Here is a 25,528-nt window from a genome sequence, read left to right as displayed (position 1 = left end):
CGCGACGCGTAAGGCGCGTCGCGCGAGGGCGCTCTAGAAACCGACGGCCGTGCCGTGCAGGTCGTAGGCGTCCGCCCGCTCGATCTTCACGGTGGCGATCTCGCCGACCCTGAGCGGTCGGCGCGAGGCGACATGGACGACGCCGTCGATCTCCGGCGCGTCGGCCTTGGAGCGGCCGACCGCGACCGTCGGGCCGACCGAATCGATGATCACCTGCTGGCGCGTGCCGACCTTGCGGCGGAGCCGGCGCGCGCTGATCTTCTGCTGCGCGCTCATGAAGCGGTCCCAGCGCTCCTGCTTCACCTCTTCCGGCACGGCCGCGCCGAGTTCGTTGGCTGGAGCGCCGGCGACCGGCTCGTATTTGAAGCAGCCCACACGGTCGAGCTCAGCCTCGTCGAGGAAGTCGATCAGCTCCTGGAACTCGGCCTCGGTCTCGCCGGGGAAGCCGACGATGAAGGTCGAGCGCAGGGTGAGGTCGGGGCAGGCGGCGCGCCAGGCCTGTATGCGCGCCAGCGTCTTCTCCTGCGCGGCGGGGCGCTTCATGCGCTTCAGCACGCTGGGCGAGGCGTGCTGGAACGGGATGTCGAGATAGGGCAGCACCACCCCGTCCGCCATCAGGCCGATCACCTCGTCGACATGGGGATAGGGGTAGACATAGTGCAGGCGCACCCAGGCCCCGAGCGTGCCGAGCTCGCGGGCGAGGTCGAGGAAGCGCGTGCGCACCTCGCGCGCGTCGCCGTTCCCGTCCTTCCACAGGCTCGGCGCGTAGCGGGTGTCGATGCCGTAGGCGGAGGTGTCCTGCGAGATGACGAGGAGCTCCTTCACCCCGGCCGCCACCAGCTTCTCCGCCTCGCGCAGCACGTCGCCGGCCGGCCGGCTGACGAGGTCGCCGCGCAGCTTGGGGATGATGCAGAAGGTGCACCGATTGCTGCAACCTTCTGAAATCTTGAGATAAGCGTAGTGCCGCGGCGTGAGCTTGATGCCCTGCGGCGGCACTAGGTCGAGGAACGGATCGTGCCGCGGCGGCACCGCCTGATGGACGGCGGCGAGCACGCTTTCATATTGCTGCGGCCCGGTGACGGCGAGCACGCCGGGATGGGCGGCGCGGATCTGCTCCGGCTCGGCGCCCATGCAGCCGGTGACGATGACCTTGCCGTTCTCCTTCAGCGCCTCGCCGATGGCGGCGAGGCTTTCCGCCTTGGCGCTGTCGAGGAAGCCGCAGGTGTTGACGATGACGAGGTCGGCGCCCTCGTGCCGGCGCGAGAGCTCATAGCCCTCCGAGCGCAGGCTGGTGACGATGCGCTCGGAATCGACGAGCGCCTTGGGACATCCGAGCGAGACGAAGGAAATGCGCGGTGCGTCGCCGCCGCGTGCGTCGTTGAGGGCGTCGGAGGACGCGATATTCGCCATGTTCGGTTCGGCCCGGCTTTATAAGGATCGCGAGCGGTTAATGGAGCCGGGCGCGCTCGTCAACTCACGAGGGCGCGCCCGGCGGGCCCGCGTCGACGATCGCGCCCGCCGTCATCCATGCCAGCCGGGGATCCGCACCGGTCCCGCAATGCCGGGTCGGTAAGGGGCCTCAGGCCGCCTTGTCGCTCATCGAGAGCTCGATGACACTCTCGAACAGCTCGACCTCGGGGTGGCCGAGATAGAGCGGCTTGTTGCCGCCGGCGTTGCGGTGCGCGGCGCGGAACGCCTCGGAACGGGTCCAGGCCTCGAAATCGGCCTTGGAGCGCCAGATCGTGTGGGACGCGTAGAGCGTGTGGTCCTCGCGGTCGGGGCCGCGCAGCAGGCTGAAAGTGACGAAGCCGGGCACGCTGGTGAGCTGGCTGTCACGCTCGCGCCAGACGGTTTCGAAATCCGCTTCGGCGCCCTTCTTTACCTTGAAGCGGTTCATGGCGAGAAACATCGCGCGATCTCCTTGGCTTGGCCCGGCCCGCCAGACTTACCCGAAGCGCCGGCCCCGGTCGATGCTTCGTTCGGGCAAAAAAAGGGGCGGCCGAAGCCGCCCCGCGGACATCCGGGAGAGACAACCGAACGCCGGATTACTTCAGCTTGTCGACGTCGATGCCGATCGTGATGGCACCGACAGCCTGGTCCTTGTCGGAGATGGTCATGCTGACCTGGGCGATGTGCTTGCCGCCGTCTTCCTCGACCGCGTCGACGAAGATCGCGTCCGGACCCGCGCCGTAGGACTTCTGCCACTTGGCCTCGTCCGCCTGCCACATGTCCGAGGTGCCGTCGGTCTGCGCGACGTTGAGGCCGCGGTTGTCCATGACGAAGGCCTCGGTGATGACGCCGCCCGAGGCGTTCTTCTTCTCGACCAGGAAGGCCGCGGCGTCGTTCTTCATGGTGCTGTCCATGAGCGCCTGGTCCTTGGCCTTCCACTTGTTGTCGAGGTCGGTGATGTCGGTCTGCATGAGCCGGGCATGCTTCTTGTTGGACTCGACGATCGCCGCGATGATCACCGGGTCGCTCAGCCAGGGCTGGACGTTCTTCTGCACATAGGCGGTCACCGGCTTGACGTGGGCTGCCTCGTCCTGCGCGAAGCTGGGGGCGACGCCCACAAGGGTCATCGCCGCTGCGACCGCGGCAATCTGGATACGGATGTTCATGACGTTTCCTCCTCAGGGCGGTCTTTCTGCCGCCCGGTCGCAACGTAACATGAAGTATCAACTATAAGGCAATAGGTATTAGACGCTGCATAGCAGCATGAAAAGTCGATGACGCTTCGCAATGGCGAAATAATCGAAAATCATGATGTAGTATATATGTCTATTTTTCCCACCGCGCGCGATCGATCTGATAATGTTCAGCATCCGCGGCCAAGGTCGCGAGGGTGTCCTGATTTGGTGGCCATGAAATCATTCCGCCGTTGCGTAAAGTGGTGGTATGCCACCAGTAATATTATGGGCGGGTCGCGGGGTCCGCGCCAAGTCGCTGGAATGCCACATTCCATGTACGATGCGCCATATTCTTCATGGCAAAAAGTCTCGGTGGATTTCACCAAAAGGTGTGGCCGAATTGTCATGGCCGTCGTGTAAAGTGCTAAAGTCAGCTATCGATTTTGTTGACAGTGTCATTTCGGTCCGCAAAGCGGCACACCGGACGGACGGAACACCGGCAGCGCCAAATGCCACAAGGAGATTCCGCGCCATGACCATCAGCTACACGCCCACCCAAAGCGCAGGCCCGCACGCCCCCGTGGCGCCGGCCACGCCCCGCATTCGTGCCCTGACCGTGCATGTCGGCAGCGAGGTTCTCGAGATCAGCTCGCTGGACGGCGCGATCGCCCTGATCCGCTCGCTGCGCCACGACCGGCTCGGCCATTTCGCCGAGATGCTGCTGGCGCAGATGGAATCGGCGCGCACGCCCGAGCAGAAGACGGAGGCCTGGGTCGCCTTCGAGACCTGGTCGGTGGCCTGCGGGCTCCTGCCGGACCATCCGAGCTGGCGCAGCGCGGCCTGAATCCGCCAACGCGAGCGCGTGCGCCCGGCTCGGGCGCGCGCGGGAAAGCTGCCTTGAGATTGCCTTGGCCGTGCGGTTGGCTTCGGAAGAAGTCTTCCGTCGGGTAGAGGTCGAGGCATTGGCGGCACGGTGAGGGTAATCGAGCGTTTTTTCTTCCTGCTGGCCTCGTTTCTGGCGGTGCTGCCGGCTCTCACCGTGTGGTCTCCCGCCCCGGCCGAAGCGCAGGATCAGCCCGTTGCCGCGGCGCAGCCGCCGCTGGTGCTGTTGCTCGACGGGCTGGGCGTCTATGTCGAGACCGACTATGTCGGCGTCTCGGCCCTGGCGCGGCCGCTGCGCCAGCAGGGCTTTCGCACCCGGACCGATACCCACCTCATGAACAAGACCAGGGGGATCGTGCCGGACATCATCATCGGCCATTCGATGGGCGGCGACACGGCCCTGCGCTATGCGCGCAAGCTCGTCGCCTCCGGCCAGCCGGCGCCCCTGGTCATTACCATAGATGCCGCCCCGGCGCCGCCCTCCTGCCCGGTGGCGCGCTGCATCAACATTCACGGCCCCGGCTTTCCCAATGTGCGCGGCGCGCTCAACATCGATGCCTGGGCATCGGGGGCGAAGTTCGTGGCCCATGCGCAGCTGCCGACCCATCCGGCGGTCGAGGCGATCATCCTCAACAGGACGTCCGACTTCATGAGGCAGCGCGAAGCGCGGGCCGTACCGACACCGCCGACCGCTCCGGCGGAGGCGGAGCAGGGCGCGCCCGCCGCCTCGTCATCCTCCTCCGCGCCAGCGGCCTCTACGGCGCCGGCCAAGCCGCAATGGACGGCTCCGGGCTGGTCGGCCCCGAACTGGAGCTTTCCCGGCATGAACCTCAACGGCGGGTAGGTCTGCCGCCGTGGGGCGGCGGTTCGGGCGTCTAGGGCGTCTTCTCGCCCCAGCGGCAGACCGTGCCGCTGTCGAGCCCGAACAGGTCGAGTGCCCGGCCGACGCTGTGGCGGACCATCTCGTCGATCGACTGCGGGCGTGCGTAGAAGGCGGGCACGGGCGGCATGACGATGGCGCCCATCTCGGTCGCTTGCGCCATGCTGCGCAGATGGCCGAGATGCAGCGGCGTCTCGCGCACCATCAGCACCAGCCGGCGGCGCTCCTTCAGCACCACGTCGGCGGCGCGGGTGAGCAGGCCGCTGGTCACGCCGGTGGCGATCTCCGACAGGCTGCGGATCGAGCACGGCGCCACCAGCATGCCCATGGTGCGGAACGAGCCGCTGGAGATGGCGGCGCCGATGTCGTCGGCCTTGTAGGTGACGCTGGCGAGCGCCTGCACCTCGGCCACCTTCAGCCGGGTCTCGTGCGCCAGCGTGATCTGCGCCGAGCGGGTCATCACGAGATGGGTCTCGATGCCAAGTCCGCGCAGCATCTCCAGCGCGCTCACGCCATAGATCGCGCCCGACGCGCCGCTGATGCCGACGATCAGCCGCCGCGGGCCGGGCGCGCCCGCCGACGCCGGGATGTCGCTCAAATGCGGAACTCGTCGCCGCGCTTGCGGCCCTGCGACAGGTCGACGAACAGCTCGTCGAGCGGCATCGGGCGGCGGGTGAGCCCCTGCTCGTGCGAATAGCCGGCGAGCGTCTCCAGCGTGTGGCGGTTCTTCCCGGTGAGGCCGTATTCCCACGGGTCCTTGCCGAGAACCTCCTCCTGCTCCTCCCACGCCTCGCGATACCAGGCGAGGGGCACGAGGCGCGGGTTCTCCATCCGCTTCATGGCGATCGCCTTGGCCTCGTTGAACGCGTGGAACATGTTGATCGCCACCCACGGATGCTGCGCCAGCACCTCGTTCTTGATGCCGAGCACATGCATGATCGGGAAGATTCCCGTCTTCTTATAATACGCCTGCTCCTCGGCCTTGTAGTCCGGGAACAGGCGGCCGACGCGCGGGTCCTTGTTGACGATCGGCTTGATCAGGCTGGAATGGATGAGCGCGTCGATCTCGCCTTCCGCCAGCATCGTCTCCACCGACTTGTCGTGCGGCAGCCGGTTCAGCCGAAGCCCGGGCGGGGGCACGAAGTCGACGTCCTCGTCGAGCTCGGCATACCAGTCGATCGACTTGTGCGGCACGCCGTATTCATGCTCGAGGATGCCGCGCATCCAGTGGCCGGCAGTGACCAGGAACGACTTGATGCCGACCTTCCTGCCGATCAGGTCGCTCGGCTTGGTGATGCCCTTCGAGGTGTTGATGTAGACGAAGCCGTGGCGGAAGCGCCGGTGCAGGAACACCGGCAGGGCGTTGAGCTCGTAGCCGTAGTCGCGCGCCACCACATAGGACGAGGCGGAGGTCTCGGCCATGTCGAAGTCGCCATTGCGCAGGAAGCGCCAGTGCCGCGTCGTCGAATCCATCGAGGTCAGCACGGTGAGGTCGATGCCGTCCGGCTTGACGACGCCCTCCTTCAGGGGGCGCACGATCTCGTAGTCGCCACAGGCCAGGGTCAGCGGAATCTTGACGGACATGGGGGTTCCTTGCGCTGGGAGAGCCGCGGGTGCGGTGCGTGAGCGAGGCGTCACATGGAGGGGAAGAACGGGCGGAGCGCCGGGAACATCTGGCCCAGCACCGTCTCCGGCCACGGGATGTGGATGATCTGGTCGAACAGCACGTAGATGAAGAGCGTCAGGATGATCGCCTGCGGCAGCACCAGCTTCCACGGCTCGCGCCCTTCCAGCCGCATGAAGGCGACGACGAAGATCGGCACGGTCGGGATCAGGCCGATCAGGGCCATCGAGACCATGAAGCCGAGCAGCCAGCCGAAGAACACCGACGCGCGCAGCAGCACGGTGCGGCGCGGCAGGTGGCCGGTGTCGGATTCGAGATCCATGTGGATCCGGTCTCCGACCTCGTGGCGCGCCGAGCCTTCCGCGTCGAGCCCGGCCGGCACCGGCGGCAGGAACATCCGGTTGAGCAGGCTGATGGTCGCGAGGACGAGCGCGATGCCGCCCACCGTCGCCGGCACGATCATCGCGTTCTGACGCCAGCCCGAGGCCTGCCAGAGCATCACCGCGAACAGCGCGATCAGCGCCACCGTGAACAGGTCGCTGGCATGGAAGTGCGGGCGCGGGGAAAACCGCGAGGTGACGCCCCGTATGCCGCCCAGCGCGCGGATGTCCTGCACCAGCGGGCGCATCAGCCCGTAGAAGGCGAGGGCGAACAGAAGGATCACCAGTGGCCGGGTGAACCAGTCCACGCCGTAGCGCTCGACCGATATGAACAGGTAGCGCTCGATCGTGTCGCCAAGCACGAAGCCGAGGATGAGCGGCGCGCGCGGCCAGTTGAGCTGCTTCATGACCCAGCCGAAAATGCCGAGCAGCAGCAGCGCGTACAGGTCGCCCCAGCTTCGCGAGCCCTCGAACGCGCCGATATAGATGATGCCGAGCACGGACGGCAGGATCAGCGTGTAGCGCAGGGTGGCGAGCCGGGCGAAATGGCCGCTGAACAGGTAGCAGATGCCTGCGCCCAGCACGTTGGCGATCGCGATCGACCACACCATCGAATAGGAGAGCTGGAGGTGCTTGGTCAGCATGTCCGGCCCGGGCACCAGCCCGTGGAACAGGAACGCGCCGAGCAGCACCGCCATGCCCGCGCTTCCCGGCACGCCGAAGGCGATGGTCGGGATGAGGGCGCCGCCTTCCTTGGCGTTGTTCGAGCTTTCCGAAGCGATGACGCCGCGCACGTCGCCCTTGCCGAAGGTCTTGGCGGCATCCTTCTCGGTGCGCAGGGCGTGACCATAGGCGAGCCAGTCGATCACCGAGCCGCCGATGCCGGGAATGATGCCGAAGCCGGCGCCGATCCAGCTGCAGCGCAGCACCAGCCACCAGTTGCGGAAGCAGTCGCGCGCGCCCTGCAGCATGCCGGTGGCGATGCTGTAGCGCGCCGTCGGCGAGATCGAGGTGCGCGCGATCAGCAGGTCGCACAGCTCGGGCAGCGCGAACAGGCCGAGGATCAGCGGCATCAGCGGCAGGCCGTCCCACAGGTAGAAGCTGCCGAGCGTCCAGCGCAGCGTGCCGGTCTGCGGGTCGGCGCCGATCATCGCCAGCATCACACCGAGGCAGGCGGCGACGAGGCCGCGCAGCGGCGCCTTGCCGGACAGTACGGCGACGGCCGAAATGCCGAACACGGCGAAGGCCAGCAGTTCGGGCGAGCCGACATAGAGCACGATCGGTTGCAGCAGGGGTAGGGTGAAGCCCATCAGCACGGCGCCGAACAGGCCGCCCAGCATGGACGACATATAGGCCGCGCTCAGCGCTCGCCCGGCCTCGCCGCGCTTGGCCATCGGCAGGCCGTCGAGCACGGTGGCGGCCGAGCCCGCGCCGCCCGGCACGCCGAACATGATCGCCGGAATGGGATCGCCGGTCGCCGTGGTAGCGCCGAGCCCGAGCAGGAAGGCGAAGGCGGTGTAGGTGTCCATGCCGACCGTGAAGGGCAGCAGCAGCGCGGTGCCCGCCAGCCCGCCGATGCCCGGCAGAATGCCCACGACGATGCCGAGCAGCACGCCCAGGCCCAGGAACATGAGCCGATGGACGTCCATCAGGATCAGCAGGGCCTGGCCTGCCGCGTCGATCATCGATCCGTCCACAATTCCCCCTCGTGGCGCTTGTAGCCGCCTCCCGGGCGGCGACCCGATTTTGGAAGGTCCGCGGCTTGCATCTCCGCGTGTCATGGAGGCGGTCGTTTCAATCCGCCATTCGGTCGATCTTCCGGCACAAAATCGCAGCTTTCAACCGAAAAAATGACAATGTGCAAATTTTGCTACTTCGGGCCAAAAATGTTTCGCTACGTTAGTAGACCATTGGTTTCCCACGCTTAGCGCCCCCGCCCTGGCGTCGCCGATGCCGCCGTAACTGGGAACTTGGCAGGGAAATCGTACGATCGCGCCGACTGTTAAAAAAACGGCACTTGGGTTGATTTTGGAACACGACCTGCGTTAGCTTCCGCCGCGAAGGTGCTGACATCGCCGTCCCGCCGCTGCGGCAGGGATGGCCCGGCGGCGCATCCCGAGCCGCTATGCAGGTTTCCATATGACAAACACGATGCTGACGACCCTGAGCAAACCACAGCTCGCCGCGCACTATGCGTCGGGCCTGTGGTGCGACGAGACGGTGTATGCGCTGGCGCTCGGCCACGCGCAGCGCACGCCCGATGCTCCGGCCGGACGCAATTCCTCGGGCGTGGTCAGCTATGGAGAACTGGTGGAGGCGGCCGACCGGCTGGCGGCGGATCTGGCGGCGGCGGGCGTCGCCCCGGGCCAGCGCGTCGCGGTGTGGATGCCGAGCCGGATCGAGACCATGGTCGCCCTGCTGGCCTGCTCGCGCAACGGCTATGTCTGCTGCCCGTCCCTGCACCGCAACCACACGGTCGCCGAGATCATCGAGCTGGTCGAGCGGATGCACGCGGCGGCGGTGATCACCGAGCGCGGCTACGGCGCGGATGGCGACCGGCACGACTTCCTCAAGACCCTGGAAGGATGCACCGGCGTGCGCCGCGTCCACGCGCTGCCGCCGCGCCGCGCCGGGGAGGCCGGCGAGCGCCTGTTCCCGGCGATCGAGACCGGTGGGGGCGACGACCTGCCGGTGGCACAGGACGCGAATGCGGTGCTCTATCTCGCCTTCACCTCCGGCACGACGGGCAGGCCGAAGGGGGTGATGCATTCGGCGAACACGCTGCTCGCCAATGCGCGCGCCATCGTCGCCGACTGGTCGATCGACCGGCACTCCGTCATCTATACGCTGAGCCCGCTCAGCCACAATCTCGGCTTCGGCGCCATGATCGCCGCGCTTCTGGTCGGGGCGGAGCTGGTGGTGCACGACCTGCCGGCGCGCGCCAGCATCGCCGAGCGGATCGTCGAGACCGGCACGACCTTCATGTTCGGCGTGCCGACCCACGCCATCGACCTGCTGCGCGAGCTCGAGGCGCGGGGCTGGTCGGAGGTCGGCAAGCTGAAGGGCTTCCGCATTTCCGGCGCGGCGGCCCCGCGCGACGTCGTCGCGCGCCTGCTGCAGCACGGCGTGGTGCCGCAGAGCGGCTACGGCATGACCGAGGCCGGCTCGCACCACTACACGCTGCCGGACGACGATCCCGAGCTCATCGTCAGCAGCTCCGGCCGCGCCTGCCGCGGTTTCGAGGTGCGCATCTGGTCGACCGAGAATCCCGAAATCGAGGTGCCGGCCGGCACGGTCGGGCAGATCGGCAGCCGCGGCGCCAGCCTGATGCTGGGCTATTTCGACGACCAGAGCGCCACCGAAGGCTCCTTCAACGCCCAGGGCTGGTTCATGACCGGCGACCTCGGCTGGATGGACGAGGCCGGCTATCTGCGCATCAGCGGCCGCAAGAAGGACGTCATCATCCGCGGCGGCCACAACATCTATCCGGCCCGCATCGAGGCGCTCGCCATGCGCCACCGCGACGTCGAGCGCGTCGCCGCCGTGCCGGTGGCCGACGAGCGGCTGGGCGAGAGGGTCTGCCTCGCGGTGATGCCGATCGCGGGCCGCACGGTGACCGGGGCGCAGATGCTGGAGCACCTCGACGCCGAGGGCCTCTCCAAGTTCGACATGCCCGAATACTTCCTGCTGCTCGACGACATTCCGCTGACGGCGAGCGGCAAGATCCTCAAGCGCGACATCATCGACCGCGTGCGCGCGGGCACGCTCGGGCCGGTCTCGGTGCGCTGGCAGAGCAAGCCGGCGACGGGCTCGACGGGAGAGGGCGGCACGCCCGCCATGGCGGCCTCGCCGGCGCAGGGCGATTGAGGGCATGACGAGCGGTCCCGGTCCCGAGAACGGGATGGAGCGGCTGCGCCACGAAATGGCCGCGCCGCCCTACCACCACGCCTTCCTGCGCCCCTATGCCCGCTCCTACGACGCTGAGACCGGCACGGTACGGATTGGCGTCGCCTACCGGCCGGAATTCAGCTTCTCGGTGCAGACGGACTATTATCACGGCGGGGTGGTCGCCGGCCTGATCGACCTCGCCGGCCATGCCGCCGTCGCTGTGCAGATCGGGCGCATCGCGCCGACGATCGACCTGCGCGTCGACTATCTGCGCCCGGTGCCCGGCGTCGAGCTGACCGCCACGGCACGGGTGCTGAAGCTCGGGCGCACCATCGCCCGTGCCGATATCGAGGTCGCCGACGAGACCGGCATGATCTACGCCGTCGGCCGCGGCACCTTCAGCACCACCTGAGCCGGCGCCGGCGCGCCGCCACCCGCAGCGAGGAAGCTTTGCACATGAAGGCCGTCAGGGTACGCGAGTTCGGCGATGTCGATACGCCGGCGATCGAAGAGGTGGCGGCGCCGACGGCCGGGCCGGGCGAGGTGCTGGTCCGCATCCGCGCGACCGCCGTCAACTTCGTCGACATACTGGTGATCGGCGGCAAGTACCAGTTCCTGCCGCCGCGCCCGTTCACGCCCGGGAAGGGGCCGGCAGGCGAGGTGATCGCGCTCGGCGAGGGCGTGAGCGACCTGCGGGTCGGCGACCGCGTGCTCGCCATGGCCGAGCAGGACGGCTATGGCGAGATGGTCGCGGTGCGGCAGGAGCAGTGCTACCGGCTGCCGGAGGCGATGACCTTCCTCGAGGCGGCCTCGATGTCGCTGGTCTACGACACCGCCTGGTTCGCGCTGCGCGAGCGCGGGCGGATCAAGCCGGGCGACGTGGTGTTCGTCATGGGCGCGGCCGGCGGGGTCGGCTTCGCGGCGGTGCAGCTTGCCAAGGCGATGGGCGCGCGCGTGATCGCCGGCATTTCCGGCCCCGGGCGCGAGGGCGCGCTGGCGCAGATCGGCGTCGACGGCATCGTGGACCTTTCCATGCCGGATCTGCGCAATTCGCTGCGCGCGCGGATCCACGAGCTGACCGAGGGCCGGGGCGCCGACATCATCCTCGACCCGCTGGGCGGCGACTGTTTCGACGCCGCCGTGCGCGCGCTCGCCTGGTGCGGCCGCCTGGTGGTGATCGGTTTCGCGGCCGGCCGAATCCCGGAGATCCGGGTCAACTACATCCTTTTGAAGAACATCGAGATCACCGGCCTGCAGATCAGCGACTACCGCAAGCGCCGGCCTGAGCTGGTCGCCGAGTGCTTCGCGGAGGTCTTCCACTTCTACGAGACCGGGCAGGTGCGCCCGCAGCCGGCGACCACCTTCACCCTCGACCGCTTCGCCGAGGCGCTGGCCAGCATCCGCGACCGCACCGCCAAGGGACGGCTGGTCCTGCTGCAGGACTGAGCGCGCCCGCGCCTGGTCCGGCCGGGCCGGATGGGCGCCTAGCGCCCGCCGGCGGGCGCGGTGTTGGCGAGCAGGTCGCGCAGATAGCGCGCCGCGGCCGCGCCCTTCAGCGCCGTGCGCCACATCTCCCGCACCGTGCGCTCGTGCAGCGCCAGCGCTTCCGGGGCGGAGGTGATCATCGCCACGCCGACGCGCACATTGGGCTGCTCGCCGAGGCGGAACGGGCTGATGGTCAGCGTCTTCTGATTGTCCTGGCGGAAGATCTGGAACCCGGTATGCGGCAGCGTCGCGGTGACGAGGCCGATCTGGATGCCCATCGATTCCTCCTCGATCACGCTGGCGAAGTGCTCGACCTCGGCGCGGGCGAGGGCGCGGCGCTGCGCCAGCACCTCCTCGGGCAGGAAGGTGCGGCCGGTGAAGCCGTTGCGCAGGAAGCGCTCGATGTCCATCGCCGAGATGAGGTTGACGATGTTCGGCATGCGCTCGAGATAGGTGCGTTTGCGCTCGCGCAGGATCTCCATGACCTTGCGCACGTCTTCCATCGCACGCTCGCGGTCGGGCACGTCGTCGCCGATGCTCTCGATCAGCACGCGCTCCAGCGAGTCCTGGAAGCGGTCGGTGGCGAGCAGGAACGAGATCGGCCCCGCCAGCACGATGATGTGCTCGGCCCGCTCCTCGATCTGGCGCAGGCGCTCGAAATAGCTGACCGCCGACGATATGTACTCGATGCCGACCCCGAGCAGGGTGGGCACCGAGACGCCGAGCAGCTCCGAGAGCTTCTCCAGCGTCTCCAGCTTCACCAGCTCGCCCTTTTCGAGGCGGTACAGCGCGGTGCGCGAGACGCCGATGCGCTTGGCGATCTCGTCGGCGCTCAGGCCGGAGCCGAGGCGAAAGGCTTTCAGCCGATTGCCGATCTCGTCATATCGGAACGTCAAACTTCCCCCCGCGGGCGCTGTGTCCACCATTACGTCATCTTTCTCCATCGGGGCGGTCAATTGGTCAAGCAGCGCCAATTGAACCGATATCGAGCATAATGACCTATATCTGGCACGTTATCGCATTTTGTTCAAAAAACGGTATTCAAGGTTGATTTGTGAACGGGCTTGATGTGTAGTTGCCTTATGGATCGAGGTTCGTAGCGGCGCCGCCGCCGTGGCACGGACCCCCGCAAGGCCGAGGCGATGTCCGACACAATCACCATCCGCAAGCCCGACGACTGGCACCTGCACGTGCGCGACAACGAGATGATGCGCGCCAGCCTGCCTTACACCGCCGCCCATTTCGGCCGTGCGATCATGATGCCCAATCTGATCCCGCCGGTGCGCACCGTCGCCGACGCGCAGGCCTATCGCGGGCGCATCCTTTCGTCGCTGCCGGAAGGGGCGGGCTTCACCCCGCTGATGACGGCCTATCTCACCGACGACACCGATCCCGACGACATCGAGCGCGGCTTTCGCGACGGCGTCCTGACCGGCGTGAAGCTCTACCCGGCGAACGCCACCACCAATTCCGCCGCCGGCGTGACCGACTTCGCCCGCATCGTTCCGGTTCTGGAGCGCATGGAGAAGATCGGCATGATGCTGCTGATCCATGGCGAGGAGGTGCTGCCCGAGGTCGACGTGTTCGACCGCGAGGCGGTGTTCATCGAGCGGCGCCTGGCGCCGATGCTGACGAGCTTCCCCGGTCTGAAGATCGTGCTGGAGCATCTCTCCACCAGCATCGCGGTCGACTTCGTGCGCTCCGCCGCGCCGCAGCTCGGCGGCACCATCACGCCCTATCATCTGCAGCTCAATCGCACCGACTGGCTCGGCGCCGGCAACCGGCCCTACATGTACTGCATGCCGGTCATCAAGCGGGAGAGCGACCGGCTGGCCCTGCGCGAGGCCGCGACTTCGGGCGACGCCTGCTTCTTCCTCGGCACGGATTCGGCGCCGCATGCGATGGCGAAGAAGCTCGCCGTGGTCGGCGCGGCCGGCGTCTACAACGCGCCCGTCGCCATCGAGACCTACGCCCAGGTGTTCGACGAGGAGGGCAGCCTCGACAAGCTCGAGGCCTTCGCCTCGCTGAACGGCCCGCGTCATTACGGGCTGGCGCCGAACGAGGCGACCATCACGCTGAAGCGCGAGCCGTGGACGGCGCCCGAGGAGATCCTGGTCGAGGGGCCGGAGGAGCGCGCCCTGTGCTATCGCGGCGGCGAGACCATTCCCTGGCGCGTGGTCGGCTGAGCTTCCGCCATGGCTGCCTCGTCCCCCGCAAGCCGGTCCGTCGCTCCCGAGGCGCTCAACGCACTCTCCGCCATGGAGATGGCGCGCGGCATCTCCGGCGGCCGCTTCACGGCCGAGGCGGTGATGCGCGCCTGCCTCGAGCGCGTCGCCGCGCGCGAGCCGGAGGTGAAGGCGTGGGCCGCGCTCGACGCGGAAAAGGCGCTCGCCGCCGCCCGCCTTGCCGACCGGACGTCGGCGAGGGGCCTGCTCCATGGCGTGCCGTTCGGCGTGAAGGACGTGATCGATACCGGCGAACTTCCCACCGCGATGGGCTCGCCGCTCTACGAGGGCTATCGCCCGAGGGTCGACGCCGCCTGCGTCGCGCTCGCCCGCGCGGCCGGGGCGCTGGTGCTGGGCAAGACCATCACCGCCGAGTTTGCCGGCTCGGCGCCGACGCACACGCACAATCCGCTGGCGCTGGAGCGCACGCCCGGCGGCTCGTCGAGCGGCTCGGCGGCGGCGGTGGCCGACCTCATGGTGCCGGTCGCCTACGGCACCCAGACCGGCGGGTCGATCCTGCGCCCGGCCTCCTTCTGCGGGGTGATCGGATTCAAGCCGACCTTCGGCACCTTCAATCCGGTCGGCGTGAAGCCGGCGGCGGAGAGCTTCGACACGGTCGGGCTGATCGCCCGCACGCTCGACGACATCGAGCTGTTCGCCTCGGTGCTGTCGAATGACGAGGCGATGCACGTCGTGCCGGAGACGCCGCCGCGCGTCGGCATCTTCCGCACCCATCTGTGGGACACGGCGCAGCCCGAGACGGTGGAGGCGATCGAGGTCGCCGCCCACACGCTCGGCAGCGCCGGCGCCACGGTGATCGAGATCCCGGTTCCGGCCTATTTCGAGCGCATGACCGCCGAGCGCGCGGTCATCAACGCCTATGAGCGCGCCCAGAGTCTCGCCGCCGAATGGCAGTTCGGCCGCGACGCCTTCAGCCCGCAGATGATCGCGACCTGCGAGAAGGGGTTCGCCATCGGCCGGCACGAATATGTCGAGGCACAGATCCATGTCGCGCAGTACCGGCGGGCCGTCGCCGGGCTGTTCGAGCAGGTCGACGTGCTGCTGACGCCCTGCGTGCCGGGCGAGGCGCCGGAGGGGCTGGCCTATGCCGGCGATCCGCGCTTCCAGGAGATCTGGACCATGCTCCACCTGCCGAGCCTGACGCTGCCGACCCATCGCGGCCCGAACGGGCTGCCGGTCGGCATCCAGCTCGTGGCGGCGCACTATTGCGAAACCCTGCTGCTCGGCGCCGCGCGCTGGATCGGCCGGCGCTTCGGCGTCGGCTGACGGGGCCTGACGGAAAAGGCGCGGGGAACGGCTGGTCAAGGAACGATCATGGATCTGCAGAACATCTTCGAGGTGCCGCTTCCCCCCGACCGGGCATGGGCCGTCCTGATGGACATCGAGCGCATCGCTCCCTGCATGCCGGGCGCGGAACTGCTCGAGACCGTCGATCCGCAGACTTACAAGGGCAAGGTATCGGTGCGCCTCGGCCCGGTGGCGCTGAGCTTCACCGGCACGGCGCGTTTCGTCGAGATCGTCGAGGCCGAGCACCGCGCCCGGGTGGAGGCGCAGGGCACCGATTCCAAGGGGCGCGGCGGCGCCAATGCCAGCGTCGTGTTCTCGCTCGCGCCGTCCGAGATCGGCACGCGGGTGACGGTCGACACCAGCCTCAACCTCTCCGGCGCGGTCGCGCAGTACGGGCGCGGGGCGGGGATGATCCAGAGTGTGGCCGGCCAGCTCATCGGCCAGTTCGCCAAGAACCTCGCCAACGAGATCGCCGCGGCCCCGCCGCCGGCCGTGGAGCCGGCGCTGGCGGAAGCACCGTCAGCCGCTTCGGTCCCGCCGGAAGCACCCGCCGCGCCGCGTCCGCGCTCGGCGCCGGCCAAGCCGATTTCCGGCTTCTCGCTGATCTTTTCCGCATTCTGGAGTTGGCTGCGCGGCCTGTTCGGCCTGAAATCCACCTGACCGAGCCCATCCCGAACCCCCGCATCCGCCGATGAAACCGCCTCCCTTCCGCTACTACGATCCGCAGACGGCCGACGAGGCGGTCGGGCTGCTGGCGAGCCTCGAGAACGCGAAGCTGCTGGCCGGCGGCCAGTCGCTGATGCCGATGCTCAACATGCGCTTCGTCCAGCCCGATCACATGATCGACCTCAACCGCGTTCCCGAGCTCGCCTTCATCCGCGAGGAGGCGGGCCTCATCCGCATCGGCGCGATGACCCGCCAGCGCGACCTCGAATTCTCGCCGCTGGTCGCCGAAAGGCTGCCGCTGATCGGGGCGGGGCTCCGCCACGTCGGGCATCGCCAGACGCGCAATCGCGGCACCATCGGCGGCTCGCTCTGCCATCTCGATCCGGCGGCCGAGCTCGTCACCGTCGCCATGGCGCTCGACGCGGAGATCGTCGCGCGCGGGCCGCAGGGTGAGCGTCGGCTGGCGATGGCCGAGTTTCCGCTGGGCTTCATGACCCCCGCGCTGGAGTTCGACGAGATGCTGGTCGCGATCGACATTCCCGTCCCGCCGGCCGGCCACGGCGCCGGTTTCGTCGAGATGGCGCGCCGGCACGGCGATTTCGCCATCGTCTCGGCGGCGGCGACGATCGAGCTCGACGGTGCCGGGCGCATCGCCCGCGCGGTGCTGGTGCTCGGCGGCGTCGGCGTCGCCCCGCTTCGCATGGGCGAGGTGGAGGAGGCGCTGGCCGGGCAAGCGCCGTCCGCGGCCATCTTCGCCGACCATTGCCGCCTGTGCGGCGCGATCGAGGCGATGGACGACGCGCTGGTCAGCGGCACCTATCGCCGCCGGATCGCGCCGGTGATGGCGCGCCGGGCGCTGGAGCAGGCGGCGCGCCACGCTATGGCAAAGGTGGCGGCATGATCGGCGCGGAGCGAGCCATGGACGAAGCCGAACGGCGATTGATCAGCGTGACGGTGAACGAGGTCGTCCGCCGCGCGGAAGTGGATGTGCGGCTGACGCTGGCGGATTTCCTGCGCCATACGCTGCAGCTCACCGGCACCCATGTGGGCTGCGAGCACGGCGTGTGCGGCGCCTGCACGGTGCTGGTGGGCGGCCATACGGCGCGCTCCTGCCTGATGCTGGCGGTGCAGGCCCACGGCCAGGCGGTGGTCACGATCGAGGGACTGAGCACGGAAGGCCAGCCGCTGCCGCCGCTGCAGCAGGCGCTCGCCGACCATCACGGCCTGCAGTGCGGCTTCTGCACACCGGGTATCCTCACCACACTGACCGAGCTGCTGCGCGACAACCCCAGCCCCTCGGACGAGGACATTCGGGTCGCGCTGTCCGGCAATATCTGCCGCTGCACCGGCTATCAAGGAATCGTCGCGGCGGTGCGCAGCCTGCTGCCGTCCGCCGGGCGCGAGGTGCGCGGATGACCGCCGAGCCACGTCCCGCCGCCGCGTCGCGTCCCGCCGCCGATCCTGCGCCCCACACCTTCGGCCGCCCGGTGGCGCGGGTGGAGGACGATGCGCTGCTGCGCGGGCGCGCACGCTTCGTCGACGACATCCATCTGCCCGGCCTGCTGGAAGCCGCCTTCGTGCGCAGCCCGCATGCCCATGCACGCATCCGCTCCATCGACTGCGAACCCGCCCGCGCGGCGCCGGGCGTGGTCGCCGTGATGACGTTCGACGACCTGCGGGACGTGCTGACAAGCGACCGGCTGGTCGTCGCCATGCCGAGCCCCAGCTACCTGCTGGAGGTGCACCGCCCGATACTGGCGCGGCACGAGACCGTGCATGTCGGCGAGGCGATTGCCGTGGTGATCGCCGCCTCGCGCTACCTCGCCGAGGACGCGGCGGCGCTGGTCGAGGTGGACTACGACCCGCTCCCCGTCGTCGCCGACTGCCACGCGGCGCTGGCCGAGGGCGGCGCCCGCGTCCACGCCGACCTGCCGCACAATATCGTCGCCGAGCTCGACACGGCGTATGGCGATGTCGACGCCGCCTTCGCCGGCGCCGCCGAGGTGGTGGAGGACCGGTTCTGGCTGCATCGCGGCGGCTCGCATTCCATGGAATGCCGGGGCGTGGTCGCCAGCCTTGACCCGCTGGAGGACCGGCTCACGGTCTGGAGCTCGACCCAGACGCCGAACGTCGCCCAGCGCCTGCTGTGCGACCTGCTGGCGCGCGATTCCGACGCCATCCGCGTGGTGACGCCCGAGCTCGGCGGCGGCTTCGGGCCGAAGCTGGTCTTCTACCCCGAGGAGGCGGTCGTCGCGGCGAGCGCGGTGAAGCTCGGGCGCCCGGTGAAATGGATCGAGGACCGGCGTGAGCATTTCGTCGTCACGACCCAGGAGCGCGACCAGCACTGGGAGATGGCGATGGCGCTCGATGCCGAGGGGCGTGTCCTCGGCATGCGCGGCTCGCTGCTGCACGACCATGGTGCCTATACGGCGCGCGGGACCAATGTCGTCTTCGCCTCTGCCATCACCGTGCCGCTCGCCTACAACGTTCCCGCCTACCGGCTCGCCAGCAAGCTGCTGCTGACCAACAAGGTTCCGGTCACGCCGATCCGCGGCGCCGGCCAGCCGCAGGCGGCCTTCGTGATGGAGCGCCTGCTCGACCAGGCCGCCCGTCGGCTGGGTCTCGACCGCGTGGAGATCCGCCGCCGCAACCTCGTGCAGCCCGAGCAGATGCCGTGCCGCAAGCCGATGAAGCTGCGCGGCGGCACCTTCGTGGTGCTCGACAGCGGCGACTATCCCGCCGCCCAGCGGCTGGTGATGGAGAAGGCCGGCTGGGACGATTTCCCGCGCCGGCAGGCCGAGGCGCGCGCGCAGGGGCGCCATATCGGCCTCGGCCTCGTCAACTATGTCGAAGGGACAGGCCGCGGGCCATTCGAGCCGGTGCGGGTGCGCGTGGCCGCCAATGGACGCATTCATGTCGCCTCCAGCGCCACCGCCATGGGGCAGGGCACCAAGACCATGCTCGCCCAGGTCGTCGCCGAGCAGCTCGGCGGCGCGATAGAGAACGTGGTGGTGACCACCGGCGACACGGCGGCGATGACGCTCGGCTTCGGCGGCTTCAACAGCCGGCAGGCGGTGATGGCCGGCTCCTCCGCCCACGCCGCCGCCGTGAAGGTGCGCGCCAAGGCGCTCAAGGCGGCCGCGCACATGCTGGAGGCGCAACCGGACGAACTCACCATCGTCGGCACCCATATCCGCATGCGTGGCAACAACCGCGCCATCGGCCTGGGCGAAGTGGCGCGCGCGCTCGAAGGCATCGCCGGCTACGTGCTGCCGGGCAATCTCGAGCCGGGGCTGGAGGCGACCGAGCAGGTGATCGTGCACGACATGGCCTTCTCCAGCGGCAGCGCCGTCGCCGAGGTGGAGGTCGATGTCGAGACCGGCCATGTGCAGGTGCTGCGCTATCTGCTGGCGCATGATTGCGGGCAGATGATCAACCCGATGCTGGTCGATGGCCAGGTGATCGGCGGTATTGCCCACGGCATCGGCAACGCGCTGTTCGAGTGGATGGGCTTCGACGCCAATGCCCAGCCGCTGACCAACAATTACGGCGAGTATCTTCTGGTGACGGCGCCGGAGATGCCGAGCATCGAGCTGTTCCACCGCGAGTCCCCGTCGCCGCTCAACACGCTCGGCATCAAGGGCGTCGGCGAGTCGGGCGTCATCCCGACGCCGGCGGTGATCGCCTCGGCGGTCGAGGATGCGCTCCAGCCCTTCGGGGTACGGATCTCGCATGCGCCGCTGTCGCCAATGGATATTCTCGACCTCATCGCCCGCGCGGACGGCCCGTGAGCGGGTCGCGGGCAGCTCGAAAGGACAGGCGCAGATGACAACGGCTCCCGCGACGGCGGATCTCGGCGACCTGGTGCGCGATCTGGCGCTCGCCAACCGCATGCTGACGCAGGAGGGCGTGCTCGACGCCTTCGGCCATGCCAGCGTCCGCCATCCCGAGGACCCCGGCCGCTTCCTGATCTCGGTCTCCAAGGCGCCGATCAATGTGCGCGCGGAGGACATCATCGTCTGCGACCTCGACGCCCGGCCGGTCGAGCCGACCGACCGTCGGGTCTATTCCGAGGGCGTGATCCACAGCGAGATCTACCGCGCCCGCCCGGACGTGAACTCCGTCTGCCACCACCACGCCGCCGCCATCATGCCGTTCTGCCTGTCGCGGGAGCGGCTGGTGCCGGTCAACCAGCTCGGCGCGGTGATCGGCGAGGAAGCCCCGTTCTGGGACAGCCAGGACGAGTTCGGCGACACCAACCTGCTGCTGGTCCGCCCGGAGGAGGGCGCCTCGCTGGCGCGCGCGCTCGGCCCGCACTGGGTGGTGCTGATGCGCCGGCACGGGGCGACCGTGGTCGGACGCAGCCTGAAAGAGATGTTCTTCCGCGCCGTCCATTCCACCGCCAATGCCGGCGTGCAGCTCGCCGCGCGCGCGCTCGGCCCGGTCGAGTCGCTGACGCCCGGCGAGATCGCCCTCGCATCACGGCTGCGGCCCGATCCGATCGAGCGGCAATGGCTGTATTCGTTGACGCGACGTATCGAGGCGGTGGGTCCGGAACGTGCTTGACAGCCGTTTGAGAACTCGTCCAAATACCAAAATAGGAACATAAAAGCGAACTGTACCGTTTTTGGTACATTTGACCGACTGAAACCCGGGGTCCTGATGAAGCCCGCGCCGTTCGCCTATCACCGCCCCACAACGCTTGACGAGGCTGTCGCCATGCTGGCCGAGGTCGCGCCGCTCGAGGGGCGCGTCATCGCCGGCGGGCAGAGCCTGATCCCGATGATGGCGCTGCGCCTCGCCTATCCGACCCATCTGGTCGACATCAACGGCATTGGCGAGCTCGACCGCGTGGCGGTGGAGGGCGGCGAACTGGTGGTCGGCGCGCTGGCCCGGCATGTCCGTTTCGAGACGCCGGTCGAGCCGGGACCTACCGGCCGCCTGCTGGCGCGCGTGGCGCACAACATCGCCCATTTCCCGATCCGCTCGCGCGGCACGATGTGCGGCAGCCTCGCCAACGCCGACCCGGCCTCGGAATGGTGCCTCGCCGCCGTCACGCTGGACGCGCGCCTCGTCGCCCGCAGCCGCTCGGGCACGCGCGAGATCGCCGCGCGCGACTATTTCCTCGGTATCATGATGACCACGCTGGAGCCGGAGGAGATCCTCGTCGAGGTCTGCCTGCCGCTGCTGCCGGCGGACGCGCGCGCCGGGTTCTACGAGTTCAGCCGGCGCGCCGGCGACTTCGCGCTCGCCTCCTGCCTGTGCGCCTACAAGCTGGAAGGCGGCCTTGTCGCCCGCGCCTGGCTCGGCGTCGGCGGCGCCGAGGCGCATCCGCGCCGCATCGCCGATGCCGAGGCCGCGCTGGTCGGCCAGCCGCCGGGGGAGGCGGCCTTCAGGGCGGCGGCGGAGATTGCGGCGGCCGGGATCGACCCGCTCGAAGACGCGAACACCAATGCCGCCTACCGGCGCGACCTCGTGCGCACGGTGGTGCGGCGGGCGCTGGAGGCGGCCTCCCGCGATGCGGGCGCCTGACGGAGCGGATGAGGAGCGGATGACATGAGCGACAGGATCGACATCACCCTCACAATCAATGGCGAGCGTCACGACATCCGGGTCGAGCCGCGCAAGACGCTGGCCGACGCCATTCGCGACGATTGCGGCTGGACCGGCACCCATCTCGGCTGCGAGCATGGCGTCTGCGGCGCCTGCACCGTCATCGTCGACGGCGCCACGGTCCGCTCCTGCCTGATGTTCGCGGTGCAGGCCGACGGCGCGTCGATCCGCACGGTGGAGGGGCTGGCGCAGGGCGAGACGCTGCACCCGCTGCAGGAGGCGTTCATCGCCAATCACGCCCTGCAATGCGGCTTCTGCACGCCCGGCTTCCTGATGCTGGCGGCCGGCGCGATCGAGCGCAACCCGCGCATGAGCGACGCCGAGCTGATCGAGGTGCTGTCCTCGAACCTGTGCCGCTGCACGGGCTACGAGAACATCGTCAAGGCGGTGCGCGCCGCCATGAACCAGATGCAGGCCTGAGCATGGCGCGCAGCCCGGTCATCGGGGCGTCCGTTCCGCGCATCGAGGATCGGCCGCTGGTTCGCGGGCGCGGGCGCTTCGTCGGCGACATCAACTTCCCCCGCCAGCTCCACATGCGCATCGTGCGCTCGCCGATTGCCCATGGCCGCCTGCTCGGCGTCGACACCGCCGCGGCGCGGGCGATGCCGGGCGTGGTCGCGATATGGACCGGCGCCGATCTCGAAGGCGTCTCGCCGATCGATTTCCGCGAAGGGCCGAACGAGAAGCTGGCTCCGTTCCGCCAGCCGATCCTGGCCCGCGACACGGTGCGCTATGTCGGCGAGCCGGTGGCCGCCGTCTTCGCCGAGGACGCCTATCTCGCCGAGGACGCGGCCGAGACGGTGACGCTCGACATCGAGGAACTGCCGCCGATCCTCGCCGCCGACGAGGCGCCCGGCGGCTTCTCGCCCGGCCATTCGACCGAGGCGACCCTGTGCACGCAGGACTATGGCGACATCGCCGACGCCTTCGCCCGCGCCCATGCGGTGGTGGAGCTCGACCTCAAGGTCGGCCGGCACTCCGGCGTGCCGATGGAGACGCGCGGCGCGGTGGGACGCTACGACGCCGCCCGTGACGCGCTGGAGCTGCACGGCGCCGCCAAGGTGCCGCACAAGAACCGCGAGTTCATCGCCCGCATGCTCGGCCGCCCGCAGGTCGGCATCCACTGCTTCGAGCCGCATGTCGGCGGCGGCTTCGGCATACGCGGCGAGCTCTATCCCGAGGACATGCTGGTGCTCCTCGCCGCCCTCCGGCTCGACCGGCCGGTGAAGTGGATCGAGGACCGCCGCGAGCACCTGATGGCGGCCAATCACTCGCGCCAGCAGCGCCATCGCATCCGCGCCGCAGTCGATGCGGAAGGGCACCTGCTCGGCATCGAGAACGAATTCTTCCACGACCAGGGCGCCTATGTGCGCACCCATGGCACGCGCGTTGCCGATTCGACCTGCGGCCTGCTGCCGGGGCCCTACCGCCTGCCGGCCTACAGGGCACTCGGCCATTTCCGCCTCACCAACAAGACCCCGGCCGCGACCTATCGCTCGCCGGCGCGCTACGAGACAAATTTCGTGCGCGAGCGGCTGATGGACGCCATCGCCGTGCGGCTCGGCCTGCCGCCGCTGGAGGTGCGCCGGCGCAACCTGATCTCCTCCGACGAGATGCCCTTCGCCCGTCCGCTCGCCGCGCTCGGCGAGCATGTCGTCTATGATTCCGGCGACTATGCCGGGCTGCTGGACAAGTCGCTGACGGCCTTCGGCTGGGAGGAGCACTGCGCCGGCCTCGCCGCGCGCCGCGCCCGGGGCGAGAAGGTCGGCGCCGCGGTGGCGATGTTCGTCGAGAAGAGCGGTCTCGGGCCGACCGACGGCGTGCGCGTCGTCGTCGACGTCTCCGGCAGCGTCGAAGTGATCACCGGCGGCGCCTCGGTCGGGCAGGGCTTCGAGACCATCATCGCGCAGATCTGCGCCGAGGAGCTCGGCGTCGACTACGCGCAGATCCGGGTGACGCACGGGCGCACCGACCGCATCGAGTTCGGCGTCGGCGCCCATGCCTCGCGCGCCAGCGTGATGACCGGCAACGCCACCGCCATCGCCGCCGCCAAGGTGCGCGCCAAGGCGATCGACATGGCGGCCGAGCTGATGCAGGCCCCGCCCGACCGGCTCGACATCGTCGCCGGCCGCGTGGTGCGCACCGACCAGCCCGACGGCCCCTCGATCGACCTCGCCACCGTCGCGAAGGCGCTGGTGCCGGCGGCGAAGACGCGTGGCGGGCGCGAGCCGGGCCTTTCCGCCGACGGCTGGTTCGACACCGCGCACCAGACCTATCCGTACGGGCTGCAGATCGCCTCGGTGAAGGTGGACGAGGAGACCGGCGCCATCGCCATCGAGCGCCTGCTGATCGCCTACGACATCGGCCGCGCCATCAACCCGATGCTGGTGCGCGGCCAGATCGTGGGTGGCTTCGCGCAGGGGCTCGGCGGGGCGATCTACGAGGAGTTCAGCTATGACGAGCGCGGCGAGCCGCTCTCCGTCACCTTCGCCGACTACCTGATCCCGACCGCGGCGGAGACGCCGGCGATCGAGGTGCTGCTGACCGAGGATGCGCCGAGCCCGTGCAACCCGCTCGGCATCAAGGGCGCGGGCGAGGCGGGCATCTCGGCGGTCGGCGCGGTGATCGCCTCGGCGGTCGACCAGGCGCTGGGGATGGACGGGCTCGTGGTCCAGCTCCCCCTGACGCCGCAGCGGCTGAAGGCGGCGATCGAGCGCCACCGCGCGATCACCGTCTGATAAGGCGTTTTCTTAAATCATCCCTTTATGTGGCTGGGACGTCGAGGTCTTCCTAGACACATCCCTACCGCCCGAAGGGGCAGGCCGGCTGGCGCCGGCCGCAGAAGCCTCAGCCGTTGACCTTCTTGTAGAGGTCGATGATCTGCTTCAGGTCGGTCCAGCCGCTGTCGAGCGCCACCGCCACATACTGGTCGATGTTGTCGAAATCCGGCACCGATTCCAGGTGCTTGGGATCGGGCGCCACGTCCTTGCGCATCGACAGCGCGCCGCCGGGATTGGACTTCGCCCATTCGGTGACGAACACCTCCTGGCCTTCCTTGCTCAGCAGCCAGTTGACCCAGACCGTCGCCGCCTCCTTGTGCGGCGGGTTCTTCGGCACCGAGATGCCGCGCGAATGCATCACTGAGACCGGGAACTTCACCACATTGGTGCAACCCCCGCTCTGGTGGCAGTCGTAGAGCGTCTCCTCGGAGGTGCCGATGCCGACCGCGCTGTCGCCGCGCACCACCGACATGGTGTTCTGGCGGTCATTGTCGACGAACATCGGCTTCATGGTGGTGAGGATGGTCTCCACCGTGCCGATGCCCTTCTCCTTCGCCACCTGCGCCAGCATCATCGCCCCGCCATGCGGCCGGTTCGGCACGCGGATGGAGATGCGGCCGACCAGCGAGGGGTCGCTCAGGTTGTCGAGGGTGAGCACGCCGCCGGGCACCTGGCCCTTGTCGTAGGCGCCGTAATTGATGAGGAAATGCGTGTGCACGAACACGTAGTTGCCGCGCTTGGAGGTGTAGCGCAGGTTCGGCAGGCGCCAGTTCGAAGCCTCGATCACCTCCGGCAGCACGAAATACTGGTCGATCAGGTCGAGCCCGCCGGCCGGCAGGGCGACATTGTTCATGTTGGAGCAGGTGCCCCACCACGCGTCCCAGCTATAGACGCCGTTCTTCTGCTCGGTGAGCATCTTCGGCGCGGCGTCGCTCGGGTGGAGCGTACTGGCCTGGACGTCGATGCCGGGGAACTTCCGGGCGAAGACCGCGACCACGTCCTTGTGCGCCTGATAGGGGTCGATGATGAGGTTGAGCGACTGGCCCTTGGCCGCCGCCACGGTCGCGTCCCAGTCGGCCGCCGCACGCGCGGGGCGCGGAAGGCCGGTCGCGGCGGCACCCGCAAGGGCGGCGCCGGCGAGAAATTGCCTGCGATCCAACATGAAGTGGGTTC

23 protein-coding genes are annotated in these 25,528 nt (G+C 68.9%); 15 read left to right on the top strand and 8 right to left on the bottom strand.

The genetic code is table 11. The features are described 5' to 3' along the window. Positions 1-33: 33 nt before the first annotated feature. The 3 genes from rimO to NVS83_RS15185 all read right to left on the bottom strand — a co-directional run bounded on the left by rimO (position 34) and on the right by NVS83_RS15185 (position 2,615). Positions 34-1,410: a 30S ribosomal protein S12 methylthiotransferase RimO gene (gene rimO / locus NVS83_RS15195; RefSeq protein ID WP_258740067.1), complete on the bottom strand. Its 1,377-nt coding sequence runs from the start codon at positions 1,408-1,410 to the stop codon at positions 34-36. A 169-nt stretch (positions 1,411-1,579) separates the two neighbouring features. Next, positions 1,580-1,909, bottom strand: a complete 330-nt coding sequence (hmuQ, locus tag NVS83_RS15190; protein ID WP_258733740.1) for a heme-degrading protein HmuQ — start codon at positions 1,907-1,909, stop codon at positions 1,580-1,582. 136 nt (positions 1,910-2,045) lie between these two features. After that, positions 2,046-2,615: a hypothetical protein gene (locus NVS83_RS15185; RefSeq protein ID WP_258740066.1), complete on the bottom strand. Its 570-nt coding sequence runs from the start codon at positions 2,613-2,615 to the stop codon at positions 2,046-2,048. A gap of 541 nt (positions 2,616-3,156) precedes the next feature. Here NVS83_RS15185 and NVS83_RS15180 point away from each other — a divergent pair. Beyond that, positions 3,157-3,468 (top strand): hypothetical protein, encoded by a 312-nt coding sequence (locus NVS83_RS15180; RefSeq protein WP_258740065.1) that lies wholly within the window; start codon positions 3,157-3,159, stop codon positions 3,466-3,468. A gap of 129 nt (positions 3,469-3,597) precedes the next feature. After that, positions 3,598-4,350, top strand: a complete 753-nt coding sequence (locus NVS83_RS15175; protein ID WP_258740064.1) for a hypothetical protein — start codon at positions 3,598-3,600, stop codon at positions 4,348-4,350. Positions 4,351-4,381: 31 nt separating this feature from the next. Here NVS83_RS15175 and NVS83_RS15170 read toward each other — a convergent pair whose 3' ends face one another. Genes NVS83_RS15170 through NVS83_RS15160 form a run of 3 tightly spaced genes read right to left on the bottom strand, consistent with a single transcriptional unit; the run spans position 4,382 to position 8,075 of the window. Next, positions 4,382-4,975, bottom strand: a complete 594-nt coding sequence (locus NVS83_RS15170) for a UbiX family flavin prenyltransferase (RefSeq protein ID WP_258740125.1) — start codon at positions 4,973-4,975, stop codon at positions 4,382-4,384. A gap of 5 nt (positions 4,976-4,980) precedes the next feature. Then, positions 4,981-5,970, bottom strand: a complete 990-nt coding sequence (locus tag NVS83_RS15165; protein WP_258740063.1) for an ABC transporter substrate-binding protein — start codon at positions 5,968-5,970, stop codon at positions 4,981-4,983. 50 nt (positions 5,971-6,020) lie between these two features. Further along, on the bottom strand, positions 6,021-8,075 hold the full coding sequence (locus NVS83_RS15160) for a tripartite tricarboxylate transporter permease (protein ID WP_258733735.1): 2,055 nt from the start codon (positions 8,073-8,075) through the stop codon (positions 6,021-6,023). Positions 8,076-8,541: 466 nt separating this feature from the next. Here NVS83_RS15160 and NVS83_RS15155 point away from each other — a divergent pair, with 466 nt between their 5' ends. Genes NVS83_RS15155 through NVS83_RS15145 form a run of 3 tightly spaced genes read left to right on the top strand, consistent with a single transcriptional unit; the run spans position 8,542 to position 11,724 of the window. After that, a complete protein-coding gene (locus NVS83_RS15155; protein WP_258740062.1) occupies positions 8,542-10,257 on the top strand; it encodes a class I adenylate-forming enzyme family protein in 1,716 nt (571 codons plus the stop codon). Between the two features lie 4 nt (positions 10,258-10,261). Further along, positions 10,262-10,690 carry a PaaI family thioesterase gene (locus tag NVS83_RS15150; RefSeq protein WP_258740061.1) on the top strand — a complete coding sequence of 143 codons (429 nt, stop codon included), beginning with the start codon at positions 10,262-10,264 and terminating at the stop codon, positions 10,688-10,690. 44 nt (positions 10,691-10,734) lie between these two features. Beyond that, complete coding sequence (locus tag NVS83_RS15145; RefSeq protein WP_258740060.1) at positions 10,735-11,724, top strand: NADPH:quinone oxidoreductase family protein; 990 nt, start codon at positions 10,735-10,737, stop codon at positions 11,722-11,724. 38 nt (positions 11,725-11,762) lie between these two features. Here the strand turns inward: NVS83_RS15145 and NVS83_RS15140 are convergent, their stop codons facing one another. Continuing rightward, a complete protein-coding gene (locus NVS83_RS15140) occupies positions 11,763-12,659 on the bottom strand; it encodes a helix-turn-helix domain-containing protein (RefSeq protein ID WP_258733731.1) in 897 nt (298 codons plus the stop codon). Between the two features lie 246 nt (positions 12,660-12,905). Between NVS83_RS15140 and pyrC the strand changes: the two genes are divergently transcribed. From pyrC to NVS83_RS15090, 10 genes are all read left to right on the top strand, one after another. Continuing rightward, positions 12,906-13,949: a dihydroorotase gene (gene pyrC, locus NVS83_RS15135; RefSeq protein ID WP_258740059.1), complete on the top strand. Its 1,044-nt coding sequence runs from the start codon at positions 12,906-12,908 to the stop codon at positions 13,947-13,949. A 9-nt stretch (positions 13,950-13,958) separates the two neighbouring features. After that, on the top strand, positions 13,959-15,275 hold the full coding sequence (locus tag NVS83_RS15130) for an amidase (protein WP_258740058.1): 1,317 nt from the start codon (positions 13,959-13,961) through the stop codon (positions 15,273-15,275). Positions 15,276-15,323: 48 nt separating this feature from the next. Further along, positions 15,324-15,956: an SRPBCC family protein gene (locus tag NVS83_RS15125; protein ID WP_258740057.1), complete on the top strand. Its 633-nt coding sequence runs from the start codon at positions 15,324-15,326 to the stop codon at positions 15,954-15,956. Between the two features lie 31 nt (positions 15,957-15,987). Next, positions 15,988-16,863 (top strand): FAD binding domain-containing protein, encoded by an 876-nt coding sequence (locus NVS83_RS15120; protein ID WP_258740056.1) that lies wholly within the window; start codon positions 15,988-15,990, stop codon positions 16,861-16,863. Positions 16,864-16,880: 17 nt separating this feature from the next. Further along, positions 16,881-17,378, top strand: coding sequence for a (2Fe-2S)-binding protein (locus tag NVS83_RS15115; RefSeq protein WP_258740055.1), 498 nt, complete (start codon positions 16,881-16,883; stop codon positions 17,376-17,378). After that, positions 17,375-19,753: a xanthine dehydrogenase family protein molybdopterin-binding subunit gene (locus NVS83_RS15110; RefSeq protein ID WP_258740054.1), complete on the top strand. Its 2,379-nt coding sequence runs from the start codon at positions 17,375-17,377 to the stop codon at positions 19,751-19,753. The genes NVS83_RS15115 and NVS83_RS15110 overlap by 4 nt, the downstream gene beginning before the upstream one ends. A 34-nt stretch (positions 19,754-19,787) precedes the next feature. Beyond that, positions 19,788-20,528 carry a class II aldolase/adducin family protein gene (locus NVS83_RS15105; RefSeq protein ID WP_258740053.1) on the top strand — a complete coding sequence of 247 codons (741 nt, stop codon included), beginning with the start codon at positions 19,788-19,790 and terminating at the stop codon, positions 20,526-20,528. A gap of 96 nt (positions 20,529-20,624) precedes the next feature. Beyond that, positions 20,625-21,494 (top strand): FAD binding domain-containing protein, encoded by an 870-nt coding sequence (locus tag NVS83_RS15100; RefSeq protein WP_258740052.1) that lies wholly within the window; start codon positions 20,625-20,627, stop codon positions 21,492-21,494. Between the two features lie 24 nt (positions 21,495-21,518). Next, positions 21,519-21,995 carry a (2Fe-2S)-binding protein gene (locus NVS83_RS15095; RefSeq protein ID WP_258740051.1) on the top strand — a complete coding sequence of 159 codons (477 nt, stop codon included), beginning with the start codon at positions 21,519-21,521 and terminating at the stop codon, positions 21,993-21,995. Between the two features lie 2 nt (positions 21,996-21,997). Next, positions 21,998-24,313 carry a xanthine dehydrogenase family protein molybdopterin-binding subunit gene (locus tag NVS83_RS15090; protein WP_258740050.1) on the top strand — a complete coding sequence of 772 codons (2,316 nt, stop codon included), beginning with the start codon at positions 21,998-22,000 and terminating at the stop codon, positions 24,311-24,313. Between the two features lie 109 nt (positions 24,314-24,422). Here NVS83_RS15090 and NVS83_RS15085 read toward each other — a convergent pair whose 3' ends face one another. Continuing rightward, the gene (locus NVS83_RS15085) at positions 24,423-25,517 is read right to left on the bottom strand and encodes an ABC transporter substrate-binding protein (RefSeq protein ID WP_258740049.1); all 1,095 of its coding nucleotides are present in this window, start codon (positions 25,515-25,517) and stop codon (positions 24,423-24,425) included. Between the last annotated feature and the right edge of the window lie 11 nt (positions 25,518-25,528).

The organism is Ancylobacter mangrovi, from assembly GCF_024752335.1.
GTDB classification, from domain to species: domain Bacteria; phylum Pseudomonadota; class Alphaproteobacteria; order Rhizobiales; family Xanthobacteraceae; genus Ancylobacter; species Ancylobacter mangrovi.
This window is presented reverse-complemented; position numbering and strand designations above follow the sequence as displayed.